Origin of the sequence: Reyranella sp. CPCC 100927 (assembly GCF_007859315.1) — a bacterium.
Taxonomy (GTDB): Bacteria; Pseudomonadota; Alphaproteobacteria; order Reyranellales; family Reyranellaceae; genus Vineibacter.
Genome location: NZ_VOHA01000010.1, coordinates 72,951 through 97,939, shown reverse-complemented (window position 1 = coordinate 97,939; position 24,989 = coordinate 72,951). Strand labels below are relative to the sequence as shown.

The 24,989-nt window shown below is 62.0% G+C and carries 22 protein-coding genes and 1 tRNA gene; 17 read left to right on the top strand and 6 right to left on the bottom strand.

What is annotated here, in order from left to right:
• Positions 1-17 precede the first annotated feature (17 nt).
• Both FQU96_RS24610 and FQU96_RS24605 read left to right on the top strand, forming a co-directional pair.
• The gene (locus tag FQU96_RS24610; RefSeq protein WP_146544006.1) at positions 18-773 is read left to right on the top strand and encodes a sulfite exporter TauE/SafE family protein; all 756 of its coding nucleotides are present in this window, start codon (positions 18-20) and stop codon (positions 771-773) included.
• A gap of 11 nt (positions 774-784) precedes the next feature.
• Positions 785-1,075, top strand: coding sequence for an acylphosphatase (locus FQU96_RS24605; protein ID WP_146544005.1), 291 nt, complete (start codon positions 785-787; stop codon positions 1,073-1,075).
• Positions 1,076-1,119: 44 nt separating this feature from the next.
• Here the strand turns inward: FQU96_RS24605 and FQU96_RS24600 are convergent, their stop codons facing one another.
• Entirely contained in the window at positions 1,120-2,745 is a 1,626-nt protein-coding gene (locus FQU96_RS24600; protein WP_146544004.1) for a glycosyltransferase, read from the bottom strand.
• 96 nt (positions 2,746-2,841) lie between these two features.
• Positions 2,842-5,088, bottom strand: a complete 2,247-nt coding sequence (locus tag FQU96_RS24595) for a glycosyltransferase family 4 protein (RefSeq protein ID WP_146544003.1) — start codon at positions 5,086-5,088, stop codon at positions 2,842-2,844.
• 382 nt (positions 5,089-5,470) lie between these two features.
• Between FQU96_RS24595 and FQU96_RS24590 the strand changes: the two genes are divergently transcribed.
• The 5 genes from FQU96_RS24590 (at position 5,471) to FQU96_RS24570 (ending at position 11,128) form a co-directional block, all read left to right on the top strand.
• Positions 5,471-6,241, top strand: coding sequence for a class I SAM-dependent methyltransferase (locus FQU96_RS24590; RefSeq protein ID WP_146544002.1), 771 nt, complete (start codon positions 5,471-5,473; stop codon positions 6,239-6,241).
• Positions 6,242-6,290: 49 nt separating this feature from the next.
• Positions 6,291-7,448: a GDP-mannose 4,6-dehydratase gene (gene gmd, locus FQU96_RS24585; RefSeq protein WP_146544001.1), complete on the top strand. Its 1,158-nt coding sequence runs from the start codon at positions 6,291-6,293 to the stop codon at positions 7,446-7,448.
• 99 nt (positions 7,449-7,547) lie between these two features.
• Positions 7,548-8,405: a bifunctional 2-polyprenyl-6-hydroxyphenol methylase/3-demethylubiquinol 3-O-methyltransferase UbiG gene (locus FQU96_RS24580; RefSeq protein ID WP_146544000.1), complete on the top strand. Its 858-nt coding sequence runs from the start codon at positions 7,548-7,550 to the stop codon at positions 8,403-8,405.
• Between the two features lie 69 nt (positions 8,406-8,474).
• Entirely contained in the window at positions 8,475-9,635 is a 1,161-nt protein-coding gene (locus FQU96_RS24575) for a class I SAM-dependent methyltransferase (protein ID WP_146543999.1), read from the top strand.
• A 122-nt stretch (positions 9,636-9,757) separates the two neighbouring features.
• Positions 9,758-11,128, top strand: a complete 1,371-nt coding sequence (locus FQU96_RS24570; RefSeq protein ID WP_146543998.1) for a TMEM43 family protein — start codon at positions 9,758-9,760, stop codon at positions 11,126-11,128.
• Between the two features lie 10 nt (positions 11,129-11,138).
• Here the strand turns inward: FQU96_RS24570 and lipB are convergent, their stop codons facing one another.
• Positions 11,139-11,846 carry a lipoyl(octanoyl) transferase LipB gene (gene lipB / locus FQU96_RS24565; RefSeq protein WP_146544146.1) on the bottom strand — a complete coding sequence of 236 codons (708 nt, stop codon included), beginning with the start codon at positions 11,844-11,846 and terminating at the stop codon, positions 11,139-11,141.
• A 147-nt stretch (positions 11,847-11,993) separates the two neighbouring features.
• On the opposite strand from lipB, the gene FQU96_RS24560 reads away from it, so the two are divergent.
• Both FQU96_RS24560 and FQU96_RS24555 read left to right on the top strand, forming a co-directional pair.
• Positions 11,994-12,078, top strand: a tRNA-Leu gene (locus tag FQU96_RS24560).
• An 88-nt stretch (positions 12,079-12,166) separates the two neighbouring features.
• Positions 12,167-14,449 carry an NADP-dependent malic enzyme gene (locus tag FQU96_RS24555; protein WP_146543997.1) on the top strand — a complete coding sequence of 761 codons (2,283 nt, stop codon included), beginning with the start codon at positions 12,167-12,169 and terminating at the stop codon, positions 14,447-14,449.
• Between the two features lies 1 nt (position 14,450).
• Here FQU96_RS24555 and FQU96_RS24550 read toward each other — a convergent pair whose 3' ends face one another.
• On the bottom strand, positions 14,451-14,789 hold the full coding sequence (locus FQU96_RS24550) for a hypothetical protein (RefSeq protein WP_146543996.1): 339 nt from the start codon (positions 14,787-14,789) through the stop codon (positions 14,451-14,453).
• A 210-nt stretch (positions 14,790-14,999) separates the two neighbouring features.
• On the opposite strand from FQU96_RS24550, the gene mgtE reads away from it, so the two are divergent.
• Positions 15,000-16,382 (top strand): magnesium transporter, encoded by a 1,383-nt coding sequence (gene mgtE / locus FQU96_RS24545; protein ID WP_146543995.1) that lies wholly within the window; start codon positions 15,000-15,002, stop codon positions 16,380-16,382.
• 41 nt (positions 16,383-16,423) lie between these two features.
• Positions 16,424-17,542 (top strand): esterase-like activity of phytase family protein, encoded by a 1,119-nt coding sequence (locus FQU96_RS24540; RefSeq protein WP_146543994.1) that lies wholly within the window; start codon positions 16,424-16,426, stop codon positions 17,540-17,542.
• Positions 17,543-17,560: 18 nt separating this feature from the next.
• Here FQU96_RS24540 and FQU96_RS24535 read toward each other — a convergent pair whose 3' ends face one another.
• Positions 17,561-18,439 (bottom strand): LysR family transcriptional regulator, encoded by an 879-nt coding sequence (locus FQU96_RS24535; protein ID WP_146543993.1) that lies wholly within the window; start codon positions 18,437-18,439, stop codon positions 17,561-17,563.
• A gap of 104 nt (positions 18,440-18,543) precedes the next feature.
• Between FQU96_RS24535 and FQU96_RS24530 the strand changes: the two genes are divergently transcribed.
• The 3 genes from FQU96_RS24530 (at position 18,544) to FQU96_RS24520 (ending at position 21,133) form a co-directional block, all read left to right on the top strand.
• Positions 18,544-19,002 (top strand): PaaI family thioesterase, encoded by a 459-nt coding sequence (locus FQU96_RS24530; RefSeq protein ID WP_146543992.1) that lies wholly within the window; start codon positions 18,544-18,546, stop codon positions 19,000-19,002.
• 143 nt (positions 19,003-19,145) lie between these two features.
• Complete coding sequence (locus FQU96_RS24525) at positions 19,146-20,318, top strand: isovaleryl-CoA dehydrogenase (protein ID WP_146543991.1); 1,173 nt, start codon at positions 19,146-19,148, stop codon at positions 20,316-20,318.
• A gap of 26 nt (positions 20,319-20,344) precedes the next feature.
• Positions 20,345-21,133 (top strand): enoyl-CoA hydratase/isomerase family protein, encoded by a 789-nt coding sequence (locus FQU96_RS24520; protein WP_146543990.1) that lies wholly within the window; start codon positions 20,345-20,347, stop codon positions 21,131-21,133.
• Positions 21,134-21,281: 148 nt separating this feature from the next.
• Here the strand turns inward: FQU96_RS24520 and FQU96_RS24515 are convergent, their stop codons facing one another.
• The gene (locus FQU96_RS24515; RefSeq protein ID WP_146543989.1) at positions 21,282-21,710 is read right to left on the bottom strand and encodes a VOC family protein; all 429 of its coding nucleotides are present in this window, start codon (positions 21,708-21,710) and stop codon (positions 21,282-21,284) included.
• A 168-nt stretch (positions 21,711-21,878) separates the two neighbouring features.
• On the opposite strand from FQU96_RS24515, the gene FQU96_RS24510 reads away from it, so the two are divergent.
• Genes FQU96_RS24510 through FQU96_RS24500 form a run of 3 tightly spaced genes read left to right on the top strand, consistent with a single transcriptional unit; the run spans position 21,879 to position 24,960 of the window.
• Positions 21,879-23,048 (top strand): acyl-CoA desaturase, encoded by a 1,170-nt coding sequence (locus FQU96_RS24510; protein ID WP_146543988.1) that lies wholly within the window; start codon positions 21,879-21,881, stop codon positions 23,046-23,048.
• 29 nt (positions 23,049-23,077) lie between these two features.
• Entirely contained in the window at positions 23,078-23,734 is a 657-nt protein-coding gene (locus tag FQU96_RS24505; protein ID WP_146543987.1) for a TetR/AcrR family transcriptional regulator, read from the top strand.
• A gap of 8 nt (positions 23,735-23,742) precedes the next feature.
• On the top strand, positions 23,743-24,960 hold the full coding sequence (locus tag FQU96_RS24500) for an ABC transporter substrate-binding protein (RefSeq protein ID WP_146543986.1): 1,218 nt from the start codon (positions 23,743-23,745) through the stop codon (positions 24,958-24,960).
• Positions 24,961-24,989 lie beyond the last annotated feature (29 nt).

The window sequence follows — 24,989 nt, the reverse complement described above, 5'->3', positions numbered from 1 at the left end:
TGTTGTGATGCGTCGTCATGGCATCGATCGACCTGATCTTTCTGGTGGTCGGGGCCCTCGTCGCGGCCTTCGTGTCCGGCCTGTCAGGCTTTGCCTTTGGGCTGGTCTCGCTGTCGTTCTGGATCTGGCGTTTTCCGCTGGCTGAGGTGTCGGCGCTGGTGATCTTCGGGTCGCTGGTATCGCAGGCCACGGCGATGCCGAGCGTCCTGCGTCACCTCGACGTCAAGCTGCTGACGCCATTCATCCTGGGCGCCATTGTCGGTCTGCCGATGGGCACGGTGCTGATCGCCCATATCGACCTCGGCTGGTTCCGGCTGGGCGTCGGTTTGCTGCTCATGGCCTTCGCGTTCTTTCAGCTTGTGATCGGTCCGCGGTTGCGGCCTCTTCAAGGGGGTGGTTTCGCCATTGAAACGGCGATCGGCTGGATCAGCGGCGTCCTGGGTGGTCTGGTGGGTCTCAGCGGTGTGGCACCGGCCATGTGGGCGGTGGTGCGCGGCTGGGGCAAGGACCGCCAGCGCGGCCTGTTCTTGGCCTTCAATAGCTTTTGCCACGTCGTGGCGCTCATTGGCCTCGCCGTCGCCGGTTACATCACCGCAACGACGCTGCAGCGGTTCGCACTCCTGCTGCCTTGCCTCATCGGCGGCGCCTGGCTTGGCACCCGGGCCTACGGGCGGGTATCCCCCGAGCAGTTTCGCCGCATCGTGCTGATGCTGTTGGCGGCTTCCGGTATCGTGCTGACGGTGCAGAACGGCTGGCAGGCGCTGTCGGGCTAGGAGGCGCGGCAATGACAGACAGTGACATCGTTGCCGTCCGGGTGCGCATTCGTGGTCGCGTGCAAGGCGTAGGGTATCGCGACTGGACGCAGCGGCGGGCCGTTGGGCTGACGTTGCGTGGCTGGGTGCGCAACCGCACGGATGGCTCGGTCGAGGCATTGTTCATCGGCGCGCGCAGCGCCGTCGACCGCATGGTCGCCGATTGTTGGCATGGACCGTCGTTGGCGCGTGTTCAGGTAATTGATACTGATCCGGAGGCCGTGCCGGCTTGTGATAGCTTCACACGTAGACCGACCACATGACGACATCGGCGCGCACGGGTTAGCCTTCAGTACCTTTTGAAGGCTTACCATATGTCGAGCGCGCAATCATTCCGGTCTCGTGGCAGATGCGGACTGTAGTGAGGGTCGGCGTCAATTTCGCTGGCCCAACGGGCCCTGAATGATTGCGCGTCGGCCTCATTGGGGGCGTTGCGAGTCAAGCTGGACGCCTCGAAGTGATAGAGCTCGGCAAAAGGTGTGTAAACGACCCGATAGCCGGCCTTGCGCACCTTCAAGCAAAAGTCGATATCATTGTAGTCAATGGCAAAGCCTTCATCGAAACCGCCGACCTCACGGATTACCCCTAAGCGGGTGGCGAGCACTGCAGCGGTTACGGCAGAATAATTTCGCACTATGTGCGAAAATCCGCAGTAGGCAATGTGATCACCCGGCCAGTGGTGAAAAATGTGACTTGCGGCGCCCTGGACGCCAAGAACAACGCCGGCGTGCTGAACGGAACCACTCGCAAAGAGGAGGCGAGCGCCGGCAGCGCCGATCTCTGGCCGGCGTGACTGTTCAAGCAATGCTTCAACCCAATCCGGCGAGATAACTTCCAGATCGTCATTGAGAATGATGACGTCCTCGGTTTCCACCAGTGTCAGTGAATAGTTCAGCTTATGAGGAAAGTTGAAGGTCCCCTCGAGAGGGTACTGCCGCACGACGACGCCGCGCGCAATCAGGTCGCTGCGAACGTCCGACGGCATCTTTCCATCGTCAACAACGAGGATCCGAATGCTCGGATAGGTTGTCTTGGCCAAGATGCTGTGAATGAAGTTCTCAACGAGCAGAATCCGCCCGCGTCCCTCGATGTCGCGGAAGCGGCTGTTGGTGAGAATCAGCAGCGTAACGGGCCGCTCATTGTTGATTGGCCAGCGCACGCGAAAGCTGCCCGCAAACAAACCACCCTCGACTGTCGCGTCGTATGGTTTGACGAAATCAGCAAGTGCCGCGCCTGCTTTGACGAGAGCCTGCGGCTTGGCTTCGAGTGCCGCTGCTGCCGACCCTTCGATCTTCCGCCAATGATAGAGAACACGTGGAATATGAACTACACGGCGTGCCCGAGTTGTAGCGCGCAGAGCCAGATCGTAGTCCTGTGCACCCGAATAGGCGCTTCGCACACCGCCAAGATCGAGAAACAGCGATTTGCGTAGCACAAACATGTGCAGCAGGTACATCACGGACATCAGATGCTCAGGTGACCAGTCCGGCTTCATATATGGCTCTGAGTACGAGCCGTTCGGCTCGATCTTGTCTTCGTCGGTATAGAGCACATCAGCGTCAGGATTGGCGTGAATCGCCATGACAATCTGTGCAATGGCATCAGGATCGATCGTGTCGTCGTGATCAAGGAAGGCGACGAAGTCGCCAGTTGCAAGTTCTGCGGCGGTGTTGGTTGCCTCGGCGATGCCGAGGTTTACAGATGCCTTAAGTATTTTGATGCGGTGGTCGAAGCCTTTGAATTTCTCAAGGCTGCGATGGGTTTGCGGAGATGTTGATGCGTCGTCGCATATGCAGAGCTCCCAGTCGGCGTACGTTTGACACAAAACTGAACGTATCGCGGCCTCCAATACATCTGGTGGCGTATTGTAAACAGGCATAAGGATTGAAACTGAAGTATTGACTAAATTATGTCTTGAATTCAATGCAATCACGCTCGCCCCCAAAAGCTAGATCGTTTAGTAAGGGTCCGCGACGGTTGGCTATTGTTTTCCGCTAGCGGCAGATAATCGCCCTTACAATTTTGATGCCTATTCCCTGATGTTGGCGGACACGCGCCCGAGTTCGGCCGCAAGCGCTTCGCCAGTTCGCGTGGGCGAGAACAGGCGGTCAATAATTGCGCGACCTTGCATACCCTTCACCTGCGCAGCTCGCCGGTCCTCAAAAGCAGCGCGCATGCACTGCCGCAGCGAGGACTGAATTGGGTCAGCCCAGATGTAGCGTGGCCGATAGGGAGCATTACCTTCGCCGACCTCGATCAGTTTATGGTCGACGATGAAGCTCGTGTCCGGAGTCACAAAATCGGTAACCCCGCCGTACCGCACGGCAATGACTGGCTTTGCGGCGGCCATTGCTTCGATAATCGTCAAGCCTAGTCCTTCGGAACGGTGCGGTGATACATAGCAATCGATGTGATTGAATAGATCGGCGATCTCATCGGAAGCGAATATGCGCTCTACGAGGATAATATCCGGTCGTCTCTCGGCAAGTGATCTTATAGCCTCTATCGCGGGCAAACCGGCGGGCGCATAGCCAATTTTGACGAAGCACACGGCCCCTTCTTGTGCATGAAATTCCTCGATGTAGGCCTTGACGAAAGCGAGAGGATTCTTGCGCCCGACAACGCTGCCAACGTCAAACATGTAGGCGAAAATATACTTGTCTTCCGGTAACCCGAAGTGATGCCGAGCTCGTTGCGGTGGGTCGGACGAGAAAGCGATTGCCGGTCGAACGACCCGAACCGGCTTGGCTGAAATGGCCTCGAAGGTGCGGGCCATGAAAGAGCTGGCGCACCAGATCTCGTCGAACTGTGTGATGGTCTCAAACCACTCAGGTGCGATGGCAGCGAGTTCCCAGTAGACGATTGCGATATTATATCTATCGGCCGTGACGAGTTGCGGCAGGACCGACATGTCAATCAAATGGGATTGCGTAATCAGGTCGAGATTCAAGTGAACAAGATTGATCGGCAAGGGCTCGCACTGGTCAAACGTCAAGGTGTCAATCTTATCAACGCGTTCGAAGCCGATAGTCCACGGCACGACATTGACGGTAATGTTGGCGCACTTCATGGCCTTCAGATAACCGCGAGCACTCGTTCCGAGGCCGTTGACGCAAGCGACAGGGCCGATGAAGTTGGCTCCGGGTGCTGATCCGCGGGAGCGTTTCTCGTGTGGCGCTGGTGAACGCCTGCTACTGATGGGTGGTGGGCTGGTGCGACGGCCTTCAGCACTACCCCGAAGAACGTAATGGACCAATGGATTGAGATTGGCCGCGGCAACCTCCGGGTATTCCCGCAGATACCAAGCCGTATCGAAAGATGGGCTTGGGTTGCATCCGCTGGCAGCACCGCGGCGCATGAAGTGCTCCAACGGATTTGCGCCGGGTTCGACGTCACGTCCGTACTGTTGGACATACCAGCGCGTGTTGAACAGCGGATGCGGGCTACGCCCTTCGGCAGCGCCGTGGGCTACAAAGTGGCACAACGGATTCATGCCGTTGGCAGCCACATCCGGGTATGTCGCTAGATACCATGCGGTCTCGAAGAGCGGATGCGGCTTGCATCCGCTCTCGGCACCACTTTGCAGGAAATGCTCCAATGGATTTTTGTCGTCGGCAAGTTCGTGGCGGTACTGTTGAACATACCAGCTGGTGTTGAACAGTGGATGTGGATTGCGTCCTTCGGCGGCGCCGTATGCCATGAAATGCCACAGTGGATTGATGCCAGATGCGGCGACGTCTGGATTGTTAACCAGATACCAATGCGTGCCGAAAAGAAGGTGGGGGTTACTACGGTTTCCAATGCCCGAGAGCAGATAGTGGGTAAGCTCGGTTTGCGCACCTGAGCGATCGATGGCTGGATTCTGTGTGAGATAATACTCGGTCTCGAAAAGTGTGCTCGGATTTCGTCTCTCGATCGCTCCCCATTGCACGTAGTGATACAGGGGGTTTGTCCCGCTTGTTCGCACGTCCGGATAGCGTGCGAGATAGAAGAAGCTATCGAATATTGGGTTTGGTCGCAGTCCTTCGTAGGCACCTATGGTCAAATAATGATGCAATGGCTTTTTGTAATACCGATGCGACTTCAGATATAGATCGGCATACCATCTGGCAGCGAAAAGTCCGGATCGGCGGACAACAGACGTCTGGTGTCCTACCGAAGTGCTGCGAGTGCCGAATGACATGAACCGGATGAAGGAGTTTCTTGCTCCGAAACGCGCATGCGGACGGGGCGACGAACTTACCGCTGGCGTGCCATGCTGAGATTCGGAAGTCACCAAGGACGCTCCTCGTTACCAATCCGATTGATCCGTCATTCTCGCGATGAAGCGACCCGCACTCTCACGCGAAAGCTATGCCCTTCGACTACAATAACGTTCAATGAATTGGTTCACTGTGAACTGAACCTGCGGGAAATTCATTGTGTGTGCACGCCACAGAAATTCTACTGGAGATAGCTGAGGGGTAAATCCGGCCACTATTGTCGATGAACTGCATGCGCCGAGAATATCTGCCTATGTGGCGCGCCGTTCTTTGCGGCGTTTGAATTGCGTCTGGATAAAGGAGCTGGGCGGCCAGTGCTCACTCAGGCTGGTCAGGCGTATTCTGGTGCCGTCGTTCTAACGACGGGCAAGAGTTCCGGTTGCGCGCGAGAGTTCGATGATGAGGGATGCTGACGTAGGCATTGCGACACTTTCGCTTGGGCCGCTTCCGCCGTCCGCGCTGCGTGAGCGTGTCGCGGGAACCAGTGATGCCAAATGGTTCGACGAGTCGGGAGCGAGAACCGTCGAGGAATGGCGCCAAGCACTTGCTGTTGCAGGCCGCCGTTTGAGCGATTTTGGAACGATCCTCGACTTTGGTTGTGGCTGTGGGCGCGCGCTTCGGCATCTTGAAGCAAATCTTCTGCCCACGCAGCGTTTGATCGGGCTGGATGTCGATGCCCAGGCAATTGCGTGGCTTGCGGCGTCATACCCACGTGTGACCAGTCTGCCGCTTGAGGCGATGCCACCCACGTCACTCGCTACTGGCAGCGTAGATCTGATTGTCGCGCACAGTGTATTCACACACTTGCCTGAGGACATTCAATTCAAGTGGCTTGGCGAACTCTCGCGCGTGCTGCGAAGCGACGGTGTTTTCGTGACGTCTGTGCACGGCGCGAAAGTGATTCGCGAATACCGGCACGCTCTGCAGTCACAGGGCCGACACAACGAAGGCGGAAGCTTTGATGCCACAATGTATCTGAAGGGTTTCTGCCATGTTCGGGGCCGGACCCAGGCCGAGATGACTCTGCCCGAGTACTATGGTGCTGCTTTTCACGATATCCGCTACATCGTGGATCACTGGCAGCAAGCCTTTGAGCTTCTGGCATGGCTGCCGACATTTGCCCTCGGTCATCAGGATGTGGTCGTTCTGCGTCGTAGGGCCGGCTAATTACCCGAGCAGTGGAGTAGACGGGAGTTGTCTATTGGGGGGTATTTTGATGAAAACGGCCTTTGTTTCGGGTGTTACGGGCCAAGATGGCGCGTATCTTGCAAAATTTCTCCTGGAAAAAGGGTACACTGTTTATGGAGGGTGCCGCAGGACATCGACGCCGAATTTTTGGCGTCTCGATGAACTGCGGATCCGTGACTCCGTGAAATGCGTGGCGTTTGATTTGGCCGACGCCAGCAACGTTCAATGGGCAGTTTCCACGATTAAACCAGACGAATTCTATAATCTCGCAGCTCAAAGCTTCGTCAGTACGTCATTCGATCAGCCGATCTACACGGGCGACGTCGATGGGTTGGGAGTGGCGCGTATCCTGGACGCGATCCGCCAAAGCTCGCCGGCGACTAAATTCTATCAGGCGTCTACGTCCGAGATGTTCGGTAAGGTTCAAGAGACGCCACAGACTGAACGAACGATGTTTTATCCGCGCAGCCCCTATGGGGTGGCGAAACTGTATGCTCACTGGATGACCGTCAATTATCGTGAATCTTACAATCTTTTCGCTGTCTCAGGCATCGCCTTCAATCACGAATCCCCTTTGCGTGGCGTAGAGTTTGTCACGCGCAAAATCACCTACAATCTGGCTCGCATCAAGATCGGCCTTGAGGAGAGGCCTCTGCGGTTGGGTAACCTGGATGCACGCCGCGATTGGGGATACGCCAAGGATTACGTGAAGGGCATGTGGCTCATGCTGCAACAGGACAAGCCGGTTGACTGCATCCTGTCGACAGGGGAAACGCACCCGGTTCGATCGTTTGCCGAGAAGGCGGCGGCGGCCATGCACATGAAGATCGAGTGGATCGGCAAAGGCAGAGATGAAGTTGGAGTGGATCAAGCGTCTGGTAGAAAGGTAATTGTCATAGATCGCGAATACTATCGACCGGCAGAGGTTGATCTACTGCTGGGCAGCGCTGACGTCGCGCGCACTCAGCTCGGCTGGGCATCCGAAATGTCTTTCGAAGGGTTGGTGCAGTTGATGGCAGCTGAAGACTTGTCGCGGGCACACAAGGCACTGGCGAGGCGCCAGTCTGTCGTCCAGCAGGATGACAGGGACGTCGAAAGCGAAGAGCCGGAAGTGCACGGATGCGGAAATTTAAACCATGCATCCATGAGTTGCCCGCCGGCAAACGGACTTGTCCGCCCGACATGAAGCTGTAAGGCAGTGGTGACGCTTATTGCATCAATCTGAATTGTTCTTGGATCGACCCAGCATCAGCGCTGCGGTGGCAGAGCAATAGGATCAGCGTATATGATTAACTTGGTAGATTATTATCAGAAACATCCAGGCCAGCTTGCGGCCTGTATGGGGCAATGTAGTGCTGCCTTCCAGGCAGCACTTGAAAATCACCATCATGGCCTTACGCCAGAGGCTTGCGATTTCTACCACACGATAGAGACACGTGATGGAATCTATCAAGGTGATTGGGATTTGCGCGGGCACGAGGATGAGTATCTTGGTCATCAGGTTTTTGAGGGTCGCAGAGTCGTTGAACTCGGTCCTGCCAGCGGCTGGCTTTCGGCGTACATGGCGCGCCGGGCGGCAGACCTGGTTGTTTTCGACTTGCCGTTCGGTGCCGGCCCCGAACTTGTACCTCACCCTGATGCCGACATGGATCAGGTCACCGCGAGCGGCATTCGCTCAGTAACACGCCTTCGCAACAGTTGGTGGTTTACCAAACGTGCGCTCGGATTTCGAGCGACCGCAGTGTATGGTGACATATACAATCCTCCAGCGGATATCGGACGGTTCGATATCGCCGTTTTCGGTGCCATCCTGTTACACCTCTCGAATCCGTTCCGCGCATTGCAGCAGATTGCTGAGATCACATCCGAGACAATAGTCGTAACCGACGTTCATTCGGCATCTGTGGCCGCGGGAATGCCGACTGCTGTGGCTTTCAATCCAACGCCGCCACCGAACGGTCACGTTCATTGGTGGGCACTGTCACCTTCGGTGGTGGTGCACATGTTGGCGTTGTGCGGGTTTACAGATGCGGTTGTAACACATCACACCCCGGAACGAATGAGCGAGAGGCCTCCGATGTTTACCGTGGTAGCTCGACGGCGAGCCAAGCTTCTGTCCGGGACGCAACGGCAGTCTATGTAACGTGCGGCCGCGAGGCATAGCAAAAGGCATTACACGGGGCGGTTGCGGTCTGTATTGGAGATATGCTGCATGCCGTTGTTTCTGGACCTTCCTGAATCACAAGTAGAACAGCCGGTTTTTAAGATTGCAGGGTGGGTAGCGGGAGGATCGCCCGATATCCCGATCAACGTGAGCATCAACGGCTGCTCCGTGGCGCATGAGGTGGAGGAATCGTCCGAACTTGCGGCTGCTTTGCCAGGATTTGCCTATGTACGGCGCGTAATTGCGCACGGAGACATCAGCGATTGTGGCGCGGCGGCCGGTGGCGAGATCACCCTTCGATTTGGCGACGAGGTGATACGAAAGCGGATCAGCTTCGCACCAACCGTACGCGATGCTGCATCACAAGAAGTAAAACTGCGAGATAAGGCCAGGGCTTGGTGCTTGATCAACTTGCAGTGTCCGTTGTGCTCTTCGAGAGAGATGCGCGCCGCAGCCGATCTAGTGAGTTGTTGCTCGTGTGGAGCGGAATTTCCTCAGGCAAGCCAGGCTCTCAATCTCATTGCGCCGGAGTTGCGGCTGCGATCGAGCATCGTTGAAACGGCGAATATATCGAACAATCCGTACACTCCCCTGGCACGGGAGCTGATCGACAATACTGTTCGAAGGAATGGCTGGGTTCTCGACTGCGGGGCAGGGGCGAGAGCGGAGCGTATTGAGAACGTAGTCAATGTCGAGGTCGTTGACTACTTGTCCACGGACGTCCTGGCAGTGGGGGAGGCTCTTCCGTTTGCCAGTGAGAGTTTTGATGCTGTGTTGTCACTGGCGGTCCTGGAGCACGTGAGGGATCCCTTCACCTGTGCTCGGGAATTGATGCGCGTCCTTAAACCGGGCGGAAGCATCGTTGCCGACGTTCCCTTCCTTCAGCCGGTGCATGGCTACCCCAATCACTTCTTCAACATGACGCGATCAGGCCTGTCCAGCTTGTTCGATACCAATGGCGAGATCATTGCCTGCTATACGCCAGCCCATGGACACCCGATCTGGGCGTTGCAGTGGTTTGCCGGCGCTTATTTGCGTGGACTGCCTGCAGACATTCGCGAGCGGTTTGGAAATCGCACGCTGTTCGATCTGGCTAGACCAATTGACCCGTCTGACTTGGGGAAGCCGGAGGTAACTGAACTCGATTCCAGTACCCTAGAAACTCTGGCGTGCGTGAACACGGTTGTTGTTCGCAAGCATCTTCGGTGACGTTTGGCCGCACTTCTTAGTATAGTATGCGAGTGGTCACTTTATTGTGGACAATAGCAGGGGACAATGTAGAACCGTGTGGGGTGGAATCATGACGCCCGCATGGGATGGGGGATTCGACGATGGCCGACGACCAGTCGTCAGGATTTGATCCGGGCAGTTACAGCGGCGACAGCTTTACCGAGACCAGCCAGACCTCGTGGTTCGAGCGGCTGAAAGGGGCGATCGTCGGCGTTCTGATCGGGCTGCTGATGATCCCGGGCGCCGTCGGCCTGCTGTTCTGGAACGAGGGGCGGGCCGTGACCACGGCGCGATCGCTGACGGAGGGCGCCGGCCTGGTGCGGCCCGTGGCGGCGGAGCGCGTCGATCCGGCCAACCAGGACAAGCTGGTGCATGTTGCCGGGCCGCTGACCCTGGGCGGCTCGGTGTCCGATAGCGACTTCGGTGTTACCACCCAGGCCGTGCGCCTGATCCGCCGCGTCGAGATGTATCAGTGGAAGGAAGAGAGCAAGAGCGAGACCCGCAAGAAGATCGGCGGCGGCGAAGAGACGGTGACGACGTATAGCTACGTCCGCGAATGGAGCGAGCGCGTCCATGATTCCGCGCGCTTCAAGCAGCCCGGCAATCATCACAATCCGCAACCGCGCTATAGCGGCCGCAGTGTCACGGTGGCGAAAGCGACGTTGGGGGCATTCGAGGCATCGCCCGACGTTTTGGGACATCTGGGCGGCACCGAACCCCTGCCGGTCGACGCTTCAGCGGAGGCGCGGGCGCGCCAGACGGTCGGGGGACCGACGCGCGTCGTCGATGGTCGGATCTATGTCGGACGCGACCCGGACAGCCCGCAGATCGGCGATCTGCGGATTTCCTACGACGTGGTGAAAGCGTCGCAGATCAGCGTTGTGGCCCGGCAGGCCGGCAATGGTTTCGGCCCTTACCAGACGGCGGCAGGCGACCGGTTGCTGATGGTGGAAAAGGGGCTGGTGCCGGCAGCACAGATGTTCCAGGCAGCCCAGCAGGCCAACACGGTGCTGACCTGGATCCTGCGTGGCGTGGGCGCCCTGGTCATGTTCATCGGCTTCGTTCTGTTCTTCCGGCCCTTGAGCGTGCTGGGCGATGTGATCCCGTTCCTCGGCGACATCATCGGCCTGGGCACCGGTGCGATCGGACTGGCGATGACCGCCGTGCTGTCGGCCATCACCATTGCGCTGGCCTGGCTCTACTACCGCCCGGTCGTGGGCATCCTGGTGCTGGTTGCCGGCATCGGTATCGCGGTCGGCCTGTGGTGGCTTGGCCGCAAGCGGCGCGGTGCCCGCCAGATGGCAGCGCCGGCGGGCATGGCACCTGCGGCACCGGGCGGCTACACCATGCCGCCCCAAATGCCCATGGGGCAGATGCCATCCCCAGGACAATGGTCACAGCCGCAGATGCCGCCAGGACAATGGCAGCAAGCGCCGCAACAGCAGATGCCTCAGGGTCCGGTACAGCGATAGCCGGCTGTGCTCAGGCCGGCACCAGCGCGGCCTCGACCGGTTCCGCTGCGAACACCGAGTCGAACGTCGCGCGCAAGGCTGCGTCGACATCGTCCAGGCTGGCCGTCAGGCCGAGGTCGGCCAGCGATGTCACGCCGTGCTCGGCAATGCCGCACGGCACAATGCCCTCGAAGTGCGACAGATCGGGATCGACGTTGATCGAGATGCCATGGAACGCCACCCAGTGGCGCACCCGCACGCCCAGGGCCGCGATCTTGTCTTCCGCCGGATAGATCGTGCCGTCCGGCGCCCGTCGCGGCGGTTTGTCCGGTCGCGCGACCCAGACACCGATGCGCCCCTCGCGCCGCTCGCCCCTGACATTGAGCTCGGCCAGGGAGCGGATGATCCACTCCTCGAGGTGCCGCACGTAGCGGTGCACGCCGATCCGTCGGCGGCGGAGGTCCAGCATCGCGTAGGCCACGCGCTGTCCAGGGCCATGGTAGGTGTACTGACCGCCGCGCCCGGTTGCGTAGACCGGAAATCTCTCCGGCGTGAGGAGATCAGCACGCTTGGCGCTGGTGCCGGCTGTATAGAGCGGCGGATGCTCCAGCAGCCAGACCAGCTCGGGCGCGGTACCGGCCCGGATGGCCGCGACGCGTGCATCCATGGCCGCTAGCGCCTCGGGATAGGGCACCGAACGGTCCTCGGTCCGCCATTCCGGCTCGGTCGATAGCACCATGGTGCCAATATGGGCCGATGTTCGCCGTGCGTCCACGGTATTGCCAGGAGGTCGTGCCCAGCCTTGCCCTTGCCGGGTCGATTTGCTATTTCCCGCGCCGGCTCGTTGGATTCGCTCCAAGAGCCGCCCAAGCCGGCCGATCGGAATGCGGCCGTGGCGGAATTGGTAGACGCACTAGCTTGAGGTGCTAGCGGGTAACACCGTGGAAGTTCGAGTCTTCTCGGCCGCACCAATCCGGTCAACGCCGGCGCAGGGACAGTGACGAACGGGGCCGCCCATCGGGCGGCCCTTTCGTTCCCGCCGGCAAGGGGGAAACGACGATGACGGAAGATCTTGCCGACAGTGCCCTGCGGTACCATCGCCTGCCGAGGCCAGGCAAGATCGAGGTCGTCCCCACCAAGCCGCTCGCCACCCAGCGCGACCTGTCTCTGGCCTACTCGCCGGGCGTGGCGGCCGCCTGCAACGCCATCGTTGCCGATCCCGCTGCGGCGGCCGAGATGACGTCGCGCGCCAACCTGGTGGCCGTTGTCACCAACGGTACCGCGGTGCTGGGGTTGGGCGCGATCGGCCCGCTGGCCGCCAAGCCGGTCATGGAAGGCAAGGGCGTCCTCTTCAAGAAGTTCGCCGGCATCGATGTCTTCGACATCGAGATCGCCCAGAACGATCCCGACAAGCTGATCGAGATCGTGGCGGCCCTGGAGCCCACCTTCGGCGGCATCAACCTGGAAGACATCAAGGCGCCGGAATGCTTCGCCGTTGAACGCGCGTTGCGCGAGCGGATGAAGATTCCGGTCTTTCATGACGACCAGCACGGGACGGCGATCATCGTCGGCGCCGCCGTGCTGAATGCCCTGCAGCTGGTCGGCAAGGAGATCGGCCAGGTCAAGCTCGTCTGCTCGGGCGCCGGTGCTGCCGCCCTGTCGTGCCTGGACGTTCTGGTGAAGCTCGGCCTCGCGCTGGAGAACATCTGGGTCAGCGATATCGAAGGCGTGGTCTTCAAGGGGCGTACCGTCCTGATGGACCCCTGGAAGGAGCGCTACGCGCGCGACACCGCCCAGCGCACCCTGGGCGAGATCATTGACGGGGCCGACATTTTCCTGGGCCTGTCGGCCGGCGGCGTGCTGCGCCGGGAGATGGTGGCGCGCATGGCGCCCAAGCCGCTGATCCTGGCGCTGGCCAACCCGACACCGGAAATCCTGCCGGAAGACGTGAAGGCGGTGCGGGATGACGCCATCGTGGCCACCGGCCGCAGCGACTATCCCAACCAGGTCAACAACGTCCTGTGCTTTCCCTTCATCTTTCGCGGCGCGCTCGACGTCGGCGCAACCACCGTCAATGACGAGATGAAGATCGCCTGCGTGCGCGCACTGGCCCGCCTGGCGCACCAGGAGACGTCGGAGGTCGTGGCCAAGGCTTTCGGCCAGCACGCCGACGATTTCGGCGCCGAGCAGATCATCCCGCGGCCCTTCGATCCGCGCCTGATCGTCGAACTGGCGCCGGCTGTTGCCCAGGCGGCGATGGATAGCGGCGTGGCGACGCGTCCGATCGCGGACTTTGCGGCCTATCGCGACCGGCTGGGCCAGTTCGTCTTCCGCTCCGGCCTGATCATGCGGCCGGTGTTCGATCAGGCGCGGCGCGAAACCAAGCGCGTGATCTTCAGCGCCGGCGAGGATGACCGCGTGCTACGCGCCACTCAGGTGCTGCTCGACGAGAAGCTTTGCCAGCCGATCCTGATCGGGCGTCCCGACATCATCCGCCGCCGCATGGCGCGACTTGGGCTTCGCTTTCGTCCCGGCGTCGATGTCGATCTGGTCGACCCGTCGAGCGATCCGCGGTTCGACGCCTACTGGGGCCTGTATCACCAGTTGATGGAGCGGCGGGGCGTTACCGAGCCGACGGCGCGCAATCTCGTGCGTTCCAGCCCGACCCTGATCGGCGCCCTGGCCGTGCGCCGCGGCGATGCCGACGCCCTGATCGCTGGCGCCTTCGGCCGCTTTCGCACGCACTTCAATCATGTCCGCGATGTCATCGGCCTGCGGCCCGGTGTCGAGCGCATGGCCGCCGTCAGCCTGCTGGTGATGCCGGCCCGCTCGCTGTTCATCTGCGACACCTTCGTCAATGACGACCCCGACCCGGAGGAGATCGCCGACACCACGATGCTGGCGGCCGACGAAGTTCGCCGCTTCGGCATCGAGCCCAAGGTGGCACTGCTGTCGCATTCCAACTTCGGCAGCTCGGACAGCCCGTCAGCCGTCAAAATGCGCGCGGCCCTGAGCCTATTACAGGAGCGGGCACCCGATCTCGAGGTCGAGGGTGAGATGCAGGGCGATGCGGCACTGGACGAGGACATCCGGCATGCAGTCTTTCCGCGGTCGCGGCTGAAGGGTATCGCCAACGTGCTGGTCTGTCCGTCGCTGGATGCCGCCAATATCGCGTTCAACCTGCTGAAAGTCGCCGCCGACGGGCTGCATGTCGGCCCGATGCTGCTGGGCACGACACGGCCGGCCCATATCCTGACGCCGTCGGTGACGGCCCGCGGCATCGTCAACATGGCCGCGGTGGCCGCGGTGGACGCCCAGGACCAGACGCGGCGCGGGCCGTAGATCAGGAGCAGCGCGCGCCTATCGCGGAAATCAGCTGGGCCTTGTCGGCGGTGCGGGGCACCGTCGGTAGGCAGCGATGTGCCTCGAGAACCCGGCGGAGCAGGGCGCGGTCATACTGGCGCTGCTCGGCATCGCGGATCACGGCCAGCAGGCGCTGGTCTCCATCGGCATCGGTCTTGCTGCCGCACAGGCTGGACAATTCGACCAGCGCGGCCTGGCGGTTGCGGTCGGTCGCGGCCTCCCGCCAGTAGGCGTTCGTCCAGACCCGTACGTCGCCGCAGCCCAGCGCTACCGTGGACGACAGCATGATGACAAGCAGGGCAAGCGATAGCCGGCGCATGCGGAGAAAATAGTCTCACGCGGCGTCATCGACCATCATGCAAAGGTACTGTGACAGTCGGCACTGCGCGCGATGTCATTTTGCTTGACCCCAACCACCGGGTCGGCTCATGGAAAAGAGGTCTGCCGCATCGCGCGCGGACATCCTCGCAACAGCTGGATACCACGTTGCCGACCGATCGCGGACGGCAAAACCGGATCGGGACGGACCATGACCGACGCCGCGCGCGACACCGCTGACGCTCCGGCCACCCTGGATGAGGTGACGCCCGAGCTGGTTGCTGACATCCTCGAGCATCTCGATCATGGCCGGGTCGATGATATCCGCCGCGCCGTATCGGCCCTCAGTCCCATCGGCGTCGCCTGGCTGTTGGAGCAGGTGGCAGCTGAACCGCGGGCGCAACTGGTCGGCATCCTCAAGGACGACCTCGACCCCGAGACGCTGATCGAGCTCGACGCCGAGGTGCGCGACGAGGTCCTGGAAAACCTCGAACCCAAGGACATCGCCGCTGCTGCCCAGGAGCTTAACACCGACGACGCGGCCGAGATCATCGACGACCTGCCCGAAGTCGAACGCCGCGAGGTGCTGTCCGAGCTGCCCGCTGCCGACCGCGCCGTCATCGAGCAGACCCTGGCCTATCCGGAGGACAGCGCCGGCCGCCTCATGCAGCGCGACCTGGTGTCGGTGCCCGATACCTGGACGGTGGGCGAGGTCATCGACTACTGCCGCGACGCCACGGACCTGCCGGACGACGTGTACGATCTGTTCGTGGTTGACGGCGAGCGCCGGCTGCGCGGCAGCGTGGCGCTGGGCCGCATGCTGCGCACCAAGCGGCCGGTGCCGGTGGTCGACATCATGGACCCGGATATTCCCAGCATCCCGGTGACGGCGCACCAGGAAGAGGTCGCCCACGTCTTTCGAGACCAGAACCTGGTGTCCTGTCCCGTGGTCGACGACGACCGTCGCCTGCTGGGCGTGATCATGGTCGACGACGTCGTCGACGTCATCGACGAGGAGGCCGAGGCGGACCTTGCCCATATGGGTGGTGTCAGCGGCATCGATATCCACGAGCCCGCTGCCCGCACGACCCGTTCGCGTTTCTGGTGGCTGTTCGTCAATCTCGGCACCGCGTTCCTGGCATCCTCGGTCATCGGCCGGTTCGAGGACGAATTGCAGAAGGTCGTGGCCCTGGCGGTGCTGATGCCGATCGTGGCGTCCATGGGCGGCAATGCCGGTACCCAGACTGTCACCGTGGCGGTGCGGGCGCTGGCCATGGGCGAGCTGACCGCCGCCAACGCGCTGCGCTTCGTCATCAAGGAGATCATCGTCGGCGGCGCCAATGGGTTCATGTTTGCGCTGATCGTCGGCGCCGTGACCTGGCTGTGGTTCCACGATCCACGCATCGCGCTCACGATCGCGGCGGCAATGGTGATCAACCTGTTGGCGGCAGCGCTGGCGGGGACGCTGATTCCGTTGGGCCTGCAGTGGCTCAAGATCGACCCCGCCGTGTCCTCGACCGTCTTCCTCACCACGGTCACCGACGTCGTCGGTTTTCTGGCCTTTCTCGGGCTGGCCGCCGTTATCCTGCTCTAGGATCGGCGGTCGGAACACATGGAGCGGGGAGGGGCGCGCTGATGGGCGGACGTCGCGGCGGTTGGATGCACAGGGGCGTGCTCGTTCTTGTCGGCCTGCTTGCGGCCTGCGCCGAAGGGCCGGTCGCGGGGCCGGTCGCCCGGATCGTCGCCGAGGGGATCATCGCCTGTCCGCCACCGACCGCCCGCTGCGAACTGTCGGGGGCGACGATCGCCGGTGGGCGGTTGCTGCTGGTCAATGATCGGGCCGTGAGCGCCAAGGCCAGCGACTCGATTTTGGCTCTGCCACTGTCCGGGTTTGCGCCGCGCGTCGAGGCGCGGTTCCTGCCGGGCCTGCCGCCGGTATCGGCCGAGAAGTTCGAAGCCATCACGACGACGCCCGATGGCCGGCACGTGTTCGCAACCACCGCCTTCGATCGCCACGATGCCGCGGCCACCGCACAGGATCAGTTCAACGTCCTGTTGACCTGGCCGGCAGAGCGGCCGCAGGCGGCGCGCGTGCTGGGCGCAGCATCGCCGAGGCCGCAGGCGTCGCTGGCCTTGCGTCAGCAATTGCGCGCGGCGCTCGCGTCGCCGTCGGACCCGGACGGACCGGGTCACTTCAAGATCGAGGGACTCGCCGCCTTGCCGGATCACCTGTTGATCGGCGTGCGCGAAACTGGGCCCAACTACCGCGATGTGCGTTACACCCTGACGGTCTTGTCACTGCCGTGGCATCTGGAAAACGGTCGGCCGGTTCTGCGGGAGGCGCCGCGCATCGTGTGGCGTATCGATCCGGCAAGCCTGCGCGGTTTGCCGAAGGCGCCGGTTGGCTTGTCCGACCTGGCTTATGATCCCGCGCACGATCGCCTGTGGCTGCTGACCAGCTTCGAGCGGGATGATGATGCCGTGGATTCGGTGGCTGGTTACCTCTGGAGTCTCGATCGAGCTGCATTCGAGCGCGGCGCGCCACCTGTTCTGGTACGTGATGCGCGCGGCAGGCCGCTGATGTTCAGCCATAAGCCCGAGGCCCTGGCGATTCTGCCGGATCGTCGCCTGCTGGTCGTGCACGACGATGATCGGCGCGCGACCATGGTGCCTGATCCTGTATCGGGCACGCCGCGTCCCCGGCTGCAGAGCGAGGCGCTGTATCACATCCTGGCCGTCGAAGAGGCTCGGTGAGGCTGATACACGGATGACCTAGTGTGCCGTCATGGCGGCGGGGCGCGGCGGCATCCACGGCAGGGCGCGCGTCGCATCATGCAGGGCGTCGACGACATCGGCGTCAAGGCCACCCCTCAGTATCAACCCAAGTCGACGCTCCAGCCGCAACTCCGCTATGGCAACGGCGCCGACGCTCGCGTCGATCAGGCTTTCGGGCATCAGGCATGCGCCGGTTCCAGCGCCGACAAGCGCAAGCGCGCGGCTGTCCGAGGCGGTGCGAGCGGTGACGGGTGGCCGCGCATTGTGTGCTGCGAACAGCCGTTGCGCCTCGGGGTGGGCTTCGCAATGCAGCCGCAACACGAAAGGCGTGGCGGCCAGATCGGTGATCGTGATCCGGCTGCGACCGGCCAGCGGGTGATGGGGTGGCACGGCCACGACGTAGGCTTCGCGATGCAATGCCCGTCCACGCTGTCCCGGTGCAGTCGACGGCAGGACCGTCAAGGCGGCATCGAGCTGGTTGCGCTGCAGGCGTGTCCGCAATGCCTCGCCATGGGCTTCCACCAGCTCGATCATTCGTCCCGCCAGGCGTGTCGTGAGTGCCAGCACGACGCGATCGGGTAGGGTCGGCAACACGCCCAGCCGTACCGGCCGGCGCGACGTCGGCATCTGCCGCAGGTCGGCGCGGGCGCCAGCCCAGGCCTCGGTGATGGCTCGGGCCTGGGGCAACAGACGCCGGCCGGCTTCGGTCAGCATGACGGCGCGTTGCCGGTTGAAAAGTCGTGCGCCCAGTGAGTCTTCCAGCCGCGCAATGCCGGCCGACAAGGTCGGCTGCGTGACGTTGAGGCGCTCGGCGGCGCGCGTGAAATGGCCTGCCTCCGCAACGGCCAGGAAGTAGTTCAGGAACGTCAGGTTCACGGATAGACGATATCTATCAGATCGATCAAATCAATCAATTTCCGTCATGATCATCCCATGTCTATGGTTCTGCCCGTCGAGGCACCACGGCGGGAGCGGGACGCATGACCAGTGGTATTAGCGATCCGGGTTATGCTGATCGCGTGCGCGCCAGCTTTGCGCGCCAAGCGTTCATGGATCACCTGGGCGCTCGCCTGACTCAGGTGGAGCCGGGCCGGTGCGAGGTCGTCGCGGCGCATCGACCGGAACTGACGCAGCAGCACGGCTATTTCCATGGCGGCGTGATGGCGTCGCTGGCTGACAGCGCGGCGGGCTATGCGGCCTATAGCCTGATGCCGGCCGACTCCACCGTGCTGACGGTCGAGTACAAGCTGAATATTCTGCGTCCCGGCCAGGGCGAGCAACTGGCGGCGCGGGCTCATGTCGTCAAGCCCGGCCGCACGCTGACAGTGGTTCAGGCAGATGTCTTTGCCGTCCGGGACGGGCGGGAGACGCTGTGTTTGACCTCGCTGCAGACGCTGATGCGGTTGGACGGCCAACCTGACGACGCCCGTCGTGGCTGAATTGGACGGCGGTGCTCGCACCGCAGCCTTCGCAATCGGTCGGGCGCCGGCTATCGTGCCGGACCAGGGGAGGGACAGGTCCGTTCGCACGCCGCCTCGCGTATGCATTGCCAGACGACTTTGCGCCTGCAGGAGCCAATGACATGATTCCCAACGCTTTGCCGCCATTCGACTTCGGCCTCGGCGAAACAGCGGATGCCGTCCGCGATCAGGTCGCGCGCTTTGCCGCCGATGAAGTGGCACCGATCGCCGCCGAGATCGACAAGACCGACCGGTTCCCGCGCGAGCTGTGGCCGCGCATGGGCGAACTGGGCCTGCTCGGCATCACCGTCGAGGAGGAGTATGGCGGCGCCGGGCTCGGTTATGTCGAGCAGGCCATTGCCCTGGAAGAACTGAGCCGGGCATCCGCCGCGGTCGGTCTGAGCTATGGCGCGCATTCCAATCTCTGCGTCAATCAGATCCGTCGCAACGCCAGCCATGAACTCAAGACTCGCTACCTGCCCAAGCTGATCTCGGGTGAACATGTCGGCAGTCTTGCCATGAGCGAGACTGGCGCCGGCTCTGACGTTGTCTCCATGAAGCTGCGCGCCGACAAGAAGGGTGACCGTTACGTGCTCAACGGCACCAAGATGTGGATCACCAACAGCCCCGACGCCCAGGTCGTCGTGGCCTATGCCAAAACCGATCCCACCGCCGGTCCACGCGGCATCACCGCGTTCATTATCGAGACCGGCTGGAAGGGATTCAAGGTCGCCCAGAAGCTCGACAAGCTCGGCATGCGCGGCTCCTCGACCGGCGAACTGGTGTTCGAGGATTGCGAGGTGCCGGCGGAGAATGTGCTGGGCTCGATCGGCAAGGGCGTCAACGTTCTCATGAGCGGCCTCGACTATGAGCGCGCGGTGCTCGCGGCCGGTCCGCTGGGCATCATGCAGGCGTGCATGGATGTCGTGGTGCCCTATGTGCACGAGCGCAAGCAGTTCGGGCAGCCGATCGGGACCTTCCAGCTCATCCAGGGCAAGCTGGCCGACATGTACACGATCATGAATGCCTGCAAGGCGTACGTGTACGCGGTCAACAAAGCCTGTGATGCCGGGCGTACGACGCGCAAGGATGCCGCCGGCGCCATCCTCTACGCCGCGGAGAAGGCAACCCTGCTGGCGTTGGATGCCATCCAGATCCTGGGCGGCAACGGCTACATCAACGACTATCCGACCGGTCGCTTCCTGCGTGACGCCAAGCTCTACGAAATCGGCGCCGGCACCAGTGAAATCCGCCGCTGGCTGATCGGCCGAGAGCTGTTCGAGGAGACGGCCTAGCGACGGCTCAAGGGAAGGGGGATGCCATGGATCTCACGACGATAAAGTATGAAGTGCGCGCCGGGGTTGCGCATGTCCGGTTGGCCCGGCCGGAAGGGGCCAACGCCGTGAATCCGGCTTTTTCGCACGATCTTCGCGCGGTCATGGTCGCCATCGAGTTTGATGACGCGGTCAAGGCCGTCGCGGTGACGGCCGAAGGTCCGATCTTCTGTGCGGGCGGCGACCTCAAGGCGTTCCATGCCGCCGGTGATGGGTTGCCCAAGTTGGCTGCCGACATGCTGATCGACTTTCACGGCGCCCTCTACAAGATGAACCGGGTGCCGAAGCCGTTCGTGGCCGGCGTCAGGGGTGCTGCCGGCGGTGCAGGCTTGTCGTTGGTCGGCGCGTTCGACCTCGTCGTCTGCGGCGCAAGCACCAAGTTTACACTGGCGTACACGCGCGCCGGCGTTACCCCCGATGGGACGGCGAGCTACTTCCTGGCGCGCCATATCGGCCTGCGCCGCATGCTGGATCTGACACTGACCAACCGGACTCTGACGGCGAGTGAGGCGGAAGCGTGGGGCCTGGTGAACCGGGTTGTCGAGGACGATCAGGTCGATCACGCAACAGCGGCGCTGGCACAGCAGCTGGCGGATGGACCGTCGTGGGCGCTGGGACAAGCCAAGCGGTTGATCTATTCGGGCTACGACATGCCGCTGGAACAGGCGGGCGAGATTGAAGGTGTTACCATCACCACCGCCATGGGGCGGCGCGATGCACGGGAAGGCATTGCAGCATTCGTCGAGAAGCGGCGAGCCACCTTCACGGGCAAGTAGAGCAGTTCACTATGCCGATGGATTCACTGCTCTTGTCGTCCTGAGCGCAGCGAAGGACCTTGCGGTGGGTGGTGCAAGGAACGTCGGCGCTGGTGACTCATCTGCGCCGACAGAGTGAATGCCAAGACCGCAAGGTCCTTCGCTGCACTCAGGACGACGGTGATGGCTCGGCCCACGGATCGTAGCTGCCGAAACCCCAGACATGGCCCTCGATGTCGCGGCACATGTAGAGCTTGCCGCCGTAATCCTGTTCGGCCAGTTCCGCGACGATGTCCGCGCCCGCCTGCTTGGCGTGGGCGTAGTGCGCATCGATGTCGGCGACCACGACATAAATGCTTTGCGTCGAGCCGCCGGCCTCGGTCGGTTGACGCATGAGGCGCCCGTACGGCGAGTCATAGATGGACCCCAGCATGATCATGCTGTTGTCGCGCGTGAGTTGCGCGTGCGCGATCGTGCCATCCTCGTCGCCGGGAACCACCAGGTGCTTTTCGAATCCGAAGACGTCGCACAACCAGTCGATCGCGCGGGGTGCATCGCGATAGCGCATGGTGGGAATGATGGCGGCGGTGGCGCGCATGGATACCTCTGGGGCGCTTCGATGGGTGGGTATGCTATACCCGCCGGGATCGTGACGGATAGCCAATCACTCCACGGTATGTGACGCATGAAATATGCGGCGATTGGTGGAACTTTCCATCTGTCGGTCGATTGAAGCCGTTCGACGTCATACCCATCTCAGCGCGCGATGTTGCGCGCAGATACCGATAAGTCGTCGGCCGTTGGAACAGGTGTTCTCGCCGAGTCGCCTTCCAGCGGGCAGAAGATCAGGTTTCGCGGCAGCAGGAATCCCGGCTTTGCGAGAGAGGTCAGGCGTCGCGTGACGGCGTATCTCTCCGCATCCGGGACCACGCGATATGCCGACGGGCGCCTATGGTTCAAGGCGGTGCTGTATGCCGCGATTGCCGTCGCCGCCTACGGTGCGATTCTGTCGAACCAGTTCAGCCCCTGGCAGATGCTGCTGATGGCCAATGTCGCAGGCGCCGCCGTCCTGTTGTTGGCCATCAATGTGGCCCACGACGCAGCTCACGATGCGCTCACCCGGCATCGATGGCTGAATCAGATCATACAGACAGTCATATTCACGCTGCTGGGCGCCAGCGCCTATCTCTGGCGCCTGCGCCACGTGAAGTCGCACCACATATTTCCCAATGTGAACGGGTGCGACATGGACATCGATGAGAACCCATTCCTGCGGTTGTCCCCGAACCACCGGCGGCGCTGGTATCAGCGTTTCCAGCACCTCTACGCGCCATTCGTTTTCTGGCTCGTCGCGCTACATACGGTTTTCTACCAGGACTTCGTTTATCTGGCGAAGAAGCGCCTGGCGAACATGAGCGATATTCGCCATCCCGGTCATCAGTACGTGACGTTCATCGCGTGCAAGATGGCGTACCTCGCGATCGTCGTCGGCATCCCGATGATGGTCCTCGACGTGGCGTGGTGGCAGGTCGTGATCGGCGCCATGGTGATGAGCATCTCGGCTTCGGTTCTGTTCGTCATGCTGTTGATCGGCACGCATTTTGCCGAAGAGGCGCAATTCCCACATGTCGACGCCGACGGTTATCTGGGACATGACTGGGCTGAGCACGCGTTGCTGACGTCGGTCGACTGGAGCCCGCAGAGTCGTCTGGCATCGTTCATCGCCGGTGGCGCGAACTGTCACGTCGCACACCACTTGTTTCCCACTGTCTCCCACGTCCACTACATCGCCATCAGTCGTATCATCCGACAGACGGCGATCGACTTCGGCCTGCGCTACCATTGCACGACGCTGCCGCGGCTGGTGCGCTCGCATTTCCGATTTCTCAAGCGCATGGGCACTATTGACCGGCACGATGCACTGCCCTACGGTTAAATTCACGCCGTGAAAATTACGGATGGGCCGTGCCGAAGATCCTGACGGACGACGATATCGCCGATTTCCGCGCTGAACTCTGCCGCGTCGCGACGGAGCGCTTCGCGAAGTACGGCTACGATGGCGTGACCATGCGGCAGCTCGCCGATGAGCTGGGCTGCAGCCCCAAGACGCCGTACCGCTACTTCCAGGACAAGGCCGACATCCTGGCGACGGTGCGGGCTGCGGCCTTCGGGCGTTTCGCTGACGCGCTGGAGGCCGCGGCCGCGTCCAGCGCCGATCCGGCGGAACGCTCCTCGCGTGTCGGACGCGCTTATATCGATTTTGCCCTCGCCAACCCGGCGGCCTACCGGATCATGTTCGATCTCAATGTGCCGGAATCGATGAACCACGCCGAGTTGCGCCGCGAGTCGGCGCGCGCACGGCAGTTCATCACACGCCAGGCGGAGGATCTCTCTCGCGCCGGCTTGATCGAAGCCGATCCCCAGGTTGTCGGCTGGTCGATGTGGGCGGCCGTGCACGGTCTGGTCGTGTTGAAGCTGGCCGGCCTGCTGCGCGAGGGGCCGGACTTCGACGTACTGCACAAGACCATGATGCGCCTGATCGTCGAGGGCGCGCGGACGAAGCATGCCCCCGTAAGCGAGCGGCGGAAACCGGCAGCCGAACAGGCGCCCATGAAAAACTAGGAGGAAACATGACGAAGGTGGTGCACCGCGTCTGCGCGGTGGCGGTGATGATCGCGGCGTTGACTGCGACTGGAGCGGCTCTGGCGCAGAAGAAGTACGGCCCCGGTGCCAGTGACACCGAGATCAAGCTCGGCCAGTCGTTGCCCTATAGCGGCCCACTATCGGCGCTGGGGCTCGTGGGCAAGGCGGAACAGGCCTATTTCCGCATGCTCAACGATACGCAGGGCGGCATCAACGGCCGCAAGGTGACACTGCTCAGCCTTGATGACGGCTACAGTCCGCCCAAGACGGTCGAGATGACGCGTCAGCTCGTCGAGAAGGAACAGGTGCTGGCGATCTTCAGTACGCTGGGCACGCCCACCAACACCGCCATCCACCGTTACCTCAATCAGAAGAAGGTGCCGCACCTCTTCATCCTCAGCGGCGCGGCCAAGTGGAACGATCCCGCCAATCATCCCTGGACCATGATGGGCATGCCCGCCTATCGGACCGAGGCTGGTGTGTACGCCAAGCACATTCTCAAGACACGGCCGACCGCCAGGATCGCGGTGCTGGTGCAGAACGACGATTTCGGCAGGGACTACCTGGAGGGTTTCAAGGCGGCCCTGGGTGACAAGGCGAAGACGATGATCGTCGCCGAGGCCACCTACGAGAGCACGGATCCCACGGTCGAATCCCAGATGATCCAGCTGCAGAACAGCGGTGCCGACGTGCTCTTCAATATCGCGTTGGGCAAGCACCAGAGCATGGCGATCCGAAAGGCCGGCGAGGGTGGCTGGAAGCCGCAGATCTACGTTCCCGCCGGCGCCAGTTCGATTCCCGGCGTCCTGCGGCCAGCGGGTGCCGAGAACGCCGTGGGAGCAACGACCGTTGCGCTGGGCAAGATTCCGGGCGATCCGCAGTGGGATAGCGATCCGGGCATGAAAGCCTATTTCGCATTCATGCAGAAATATCTGCCCGGCGAGAATCCGCTCGATGGCTCGGCCTCTGGCGGCTACGGCTACGGTGCGTTGCTGGCACACGTGCTCCAACGGTGCGGTGATGATCTGTCGCGCGAGAACGTGCTCAGCAAGGCCGCCAGCGTCCAGGCCTTCGTCGGTCCGCTGGCCCTGCCGGGTGTCGTTGTGAACACCGCGCCGGACTCATACCTGCCTTACCGGCAACTGCGCTTGCAGCGGTTTGATGGCACCACCTACAAGGTGTTGGACGACGTCCTGGGCGACTGACCGGACGCATGAACGATGACGCGCAGGCG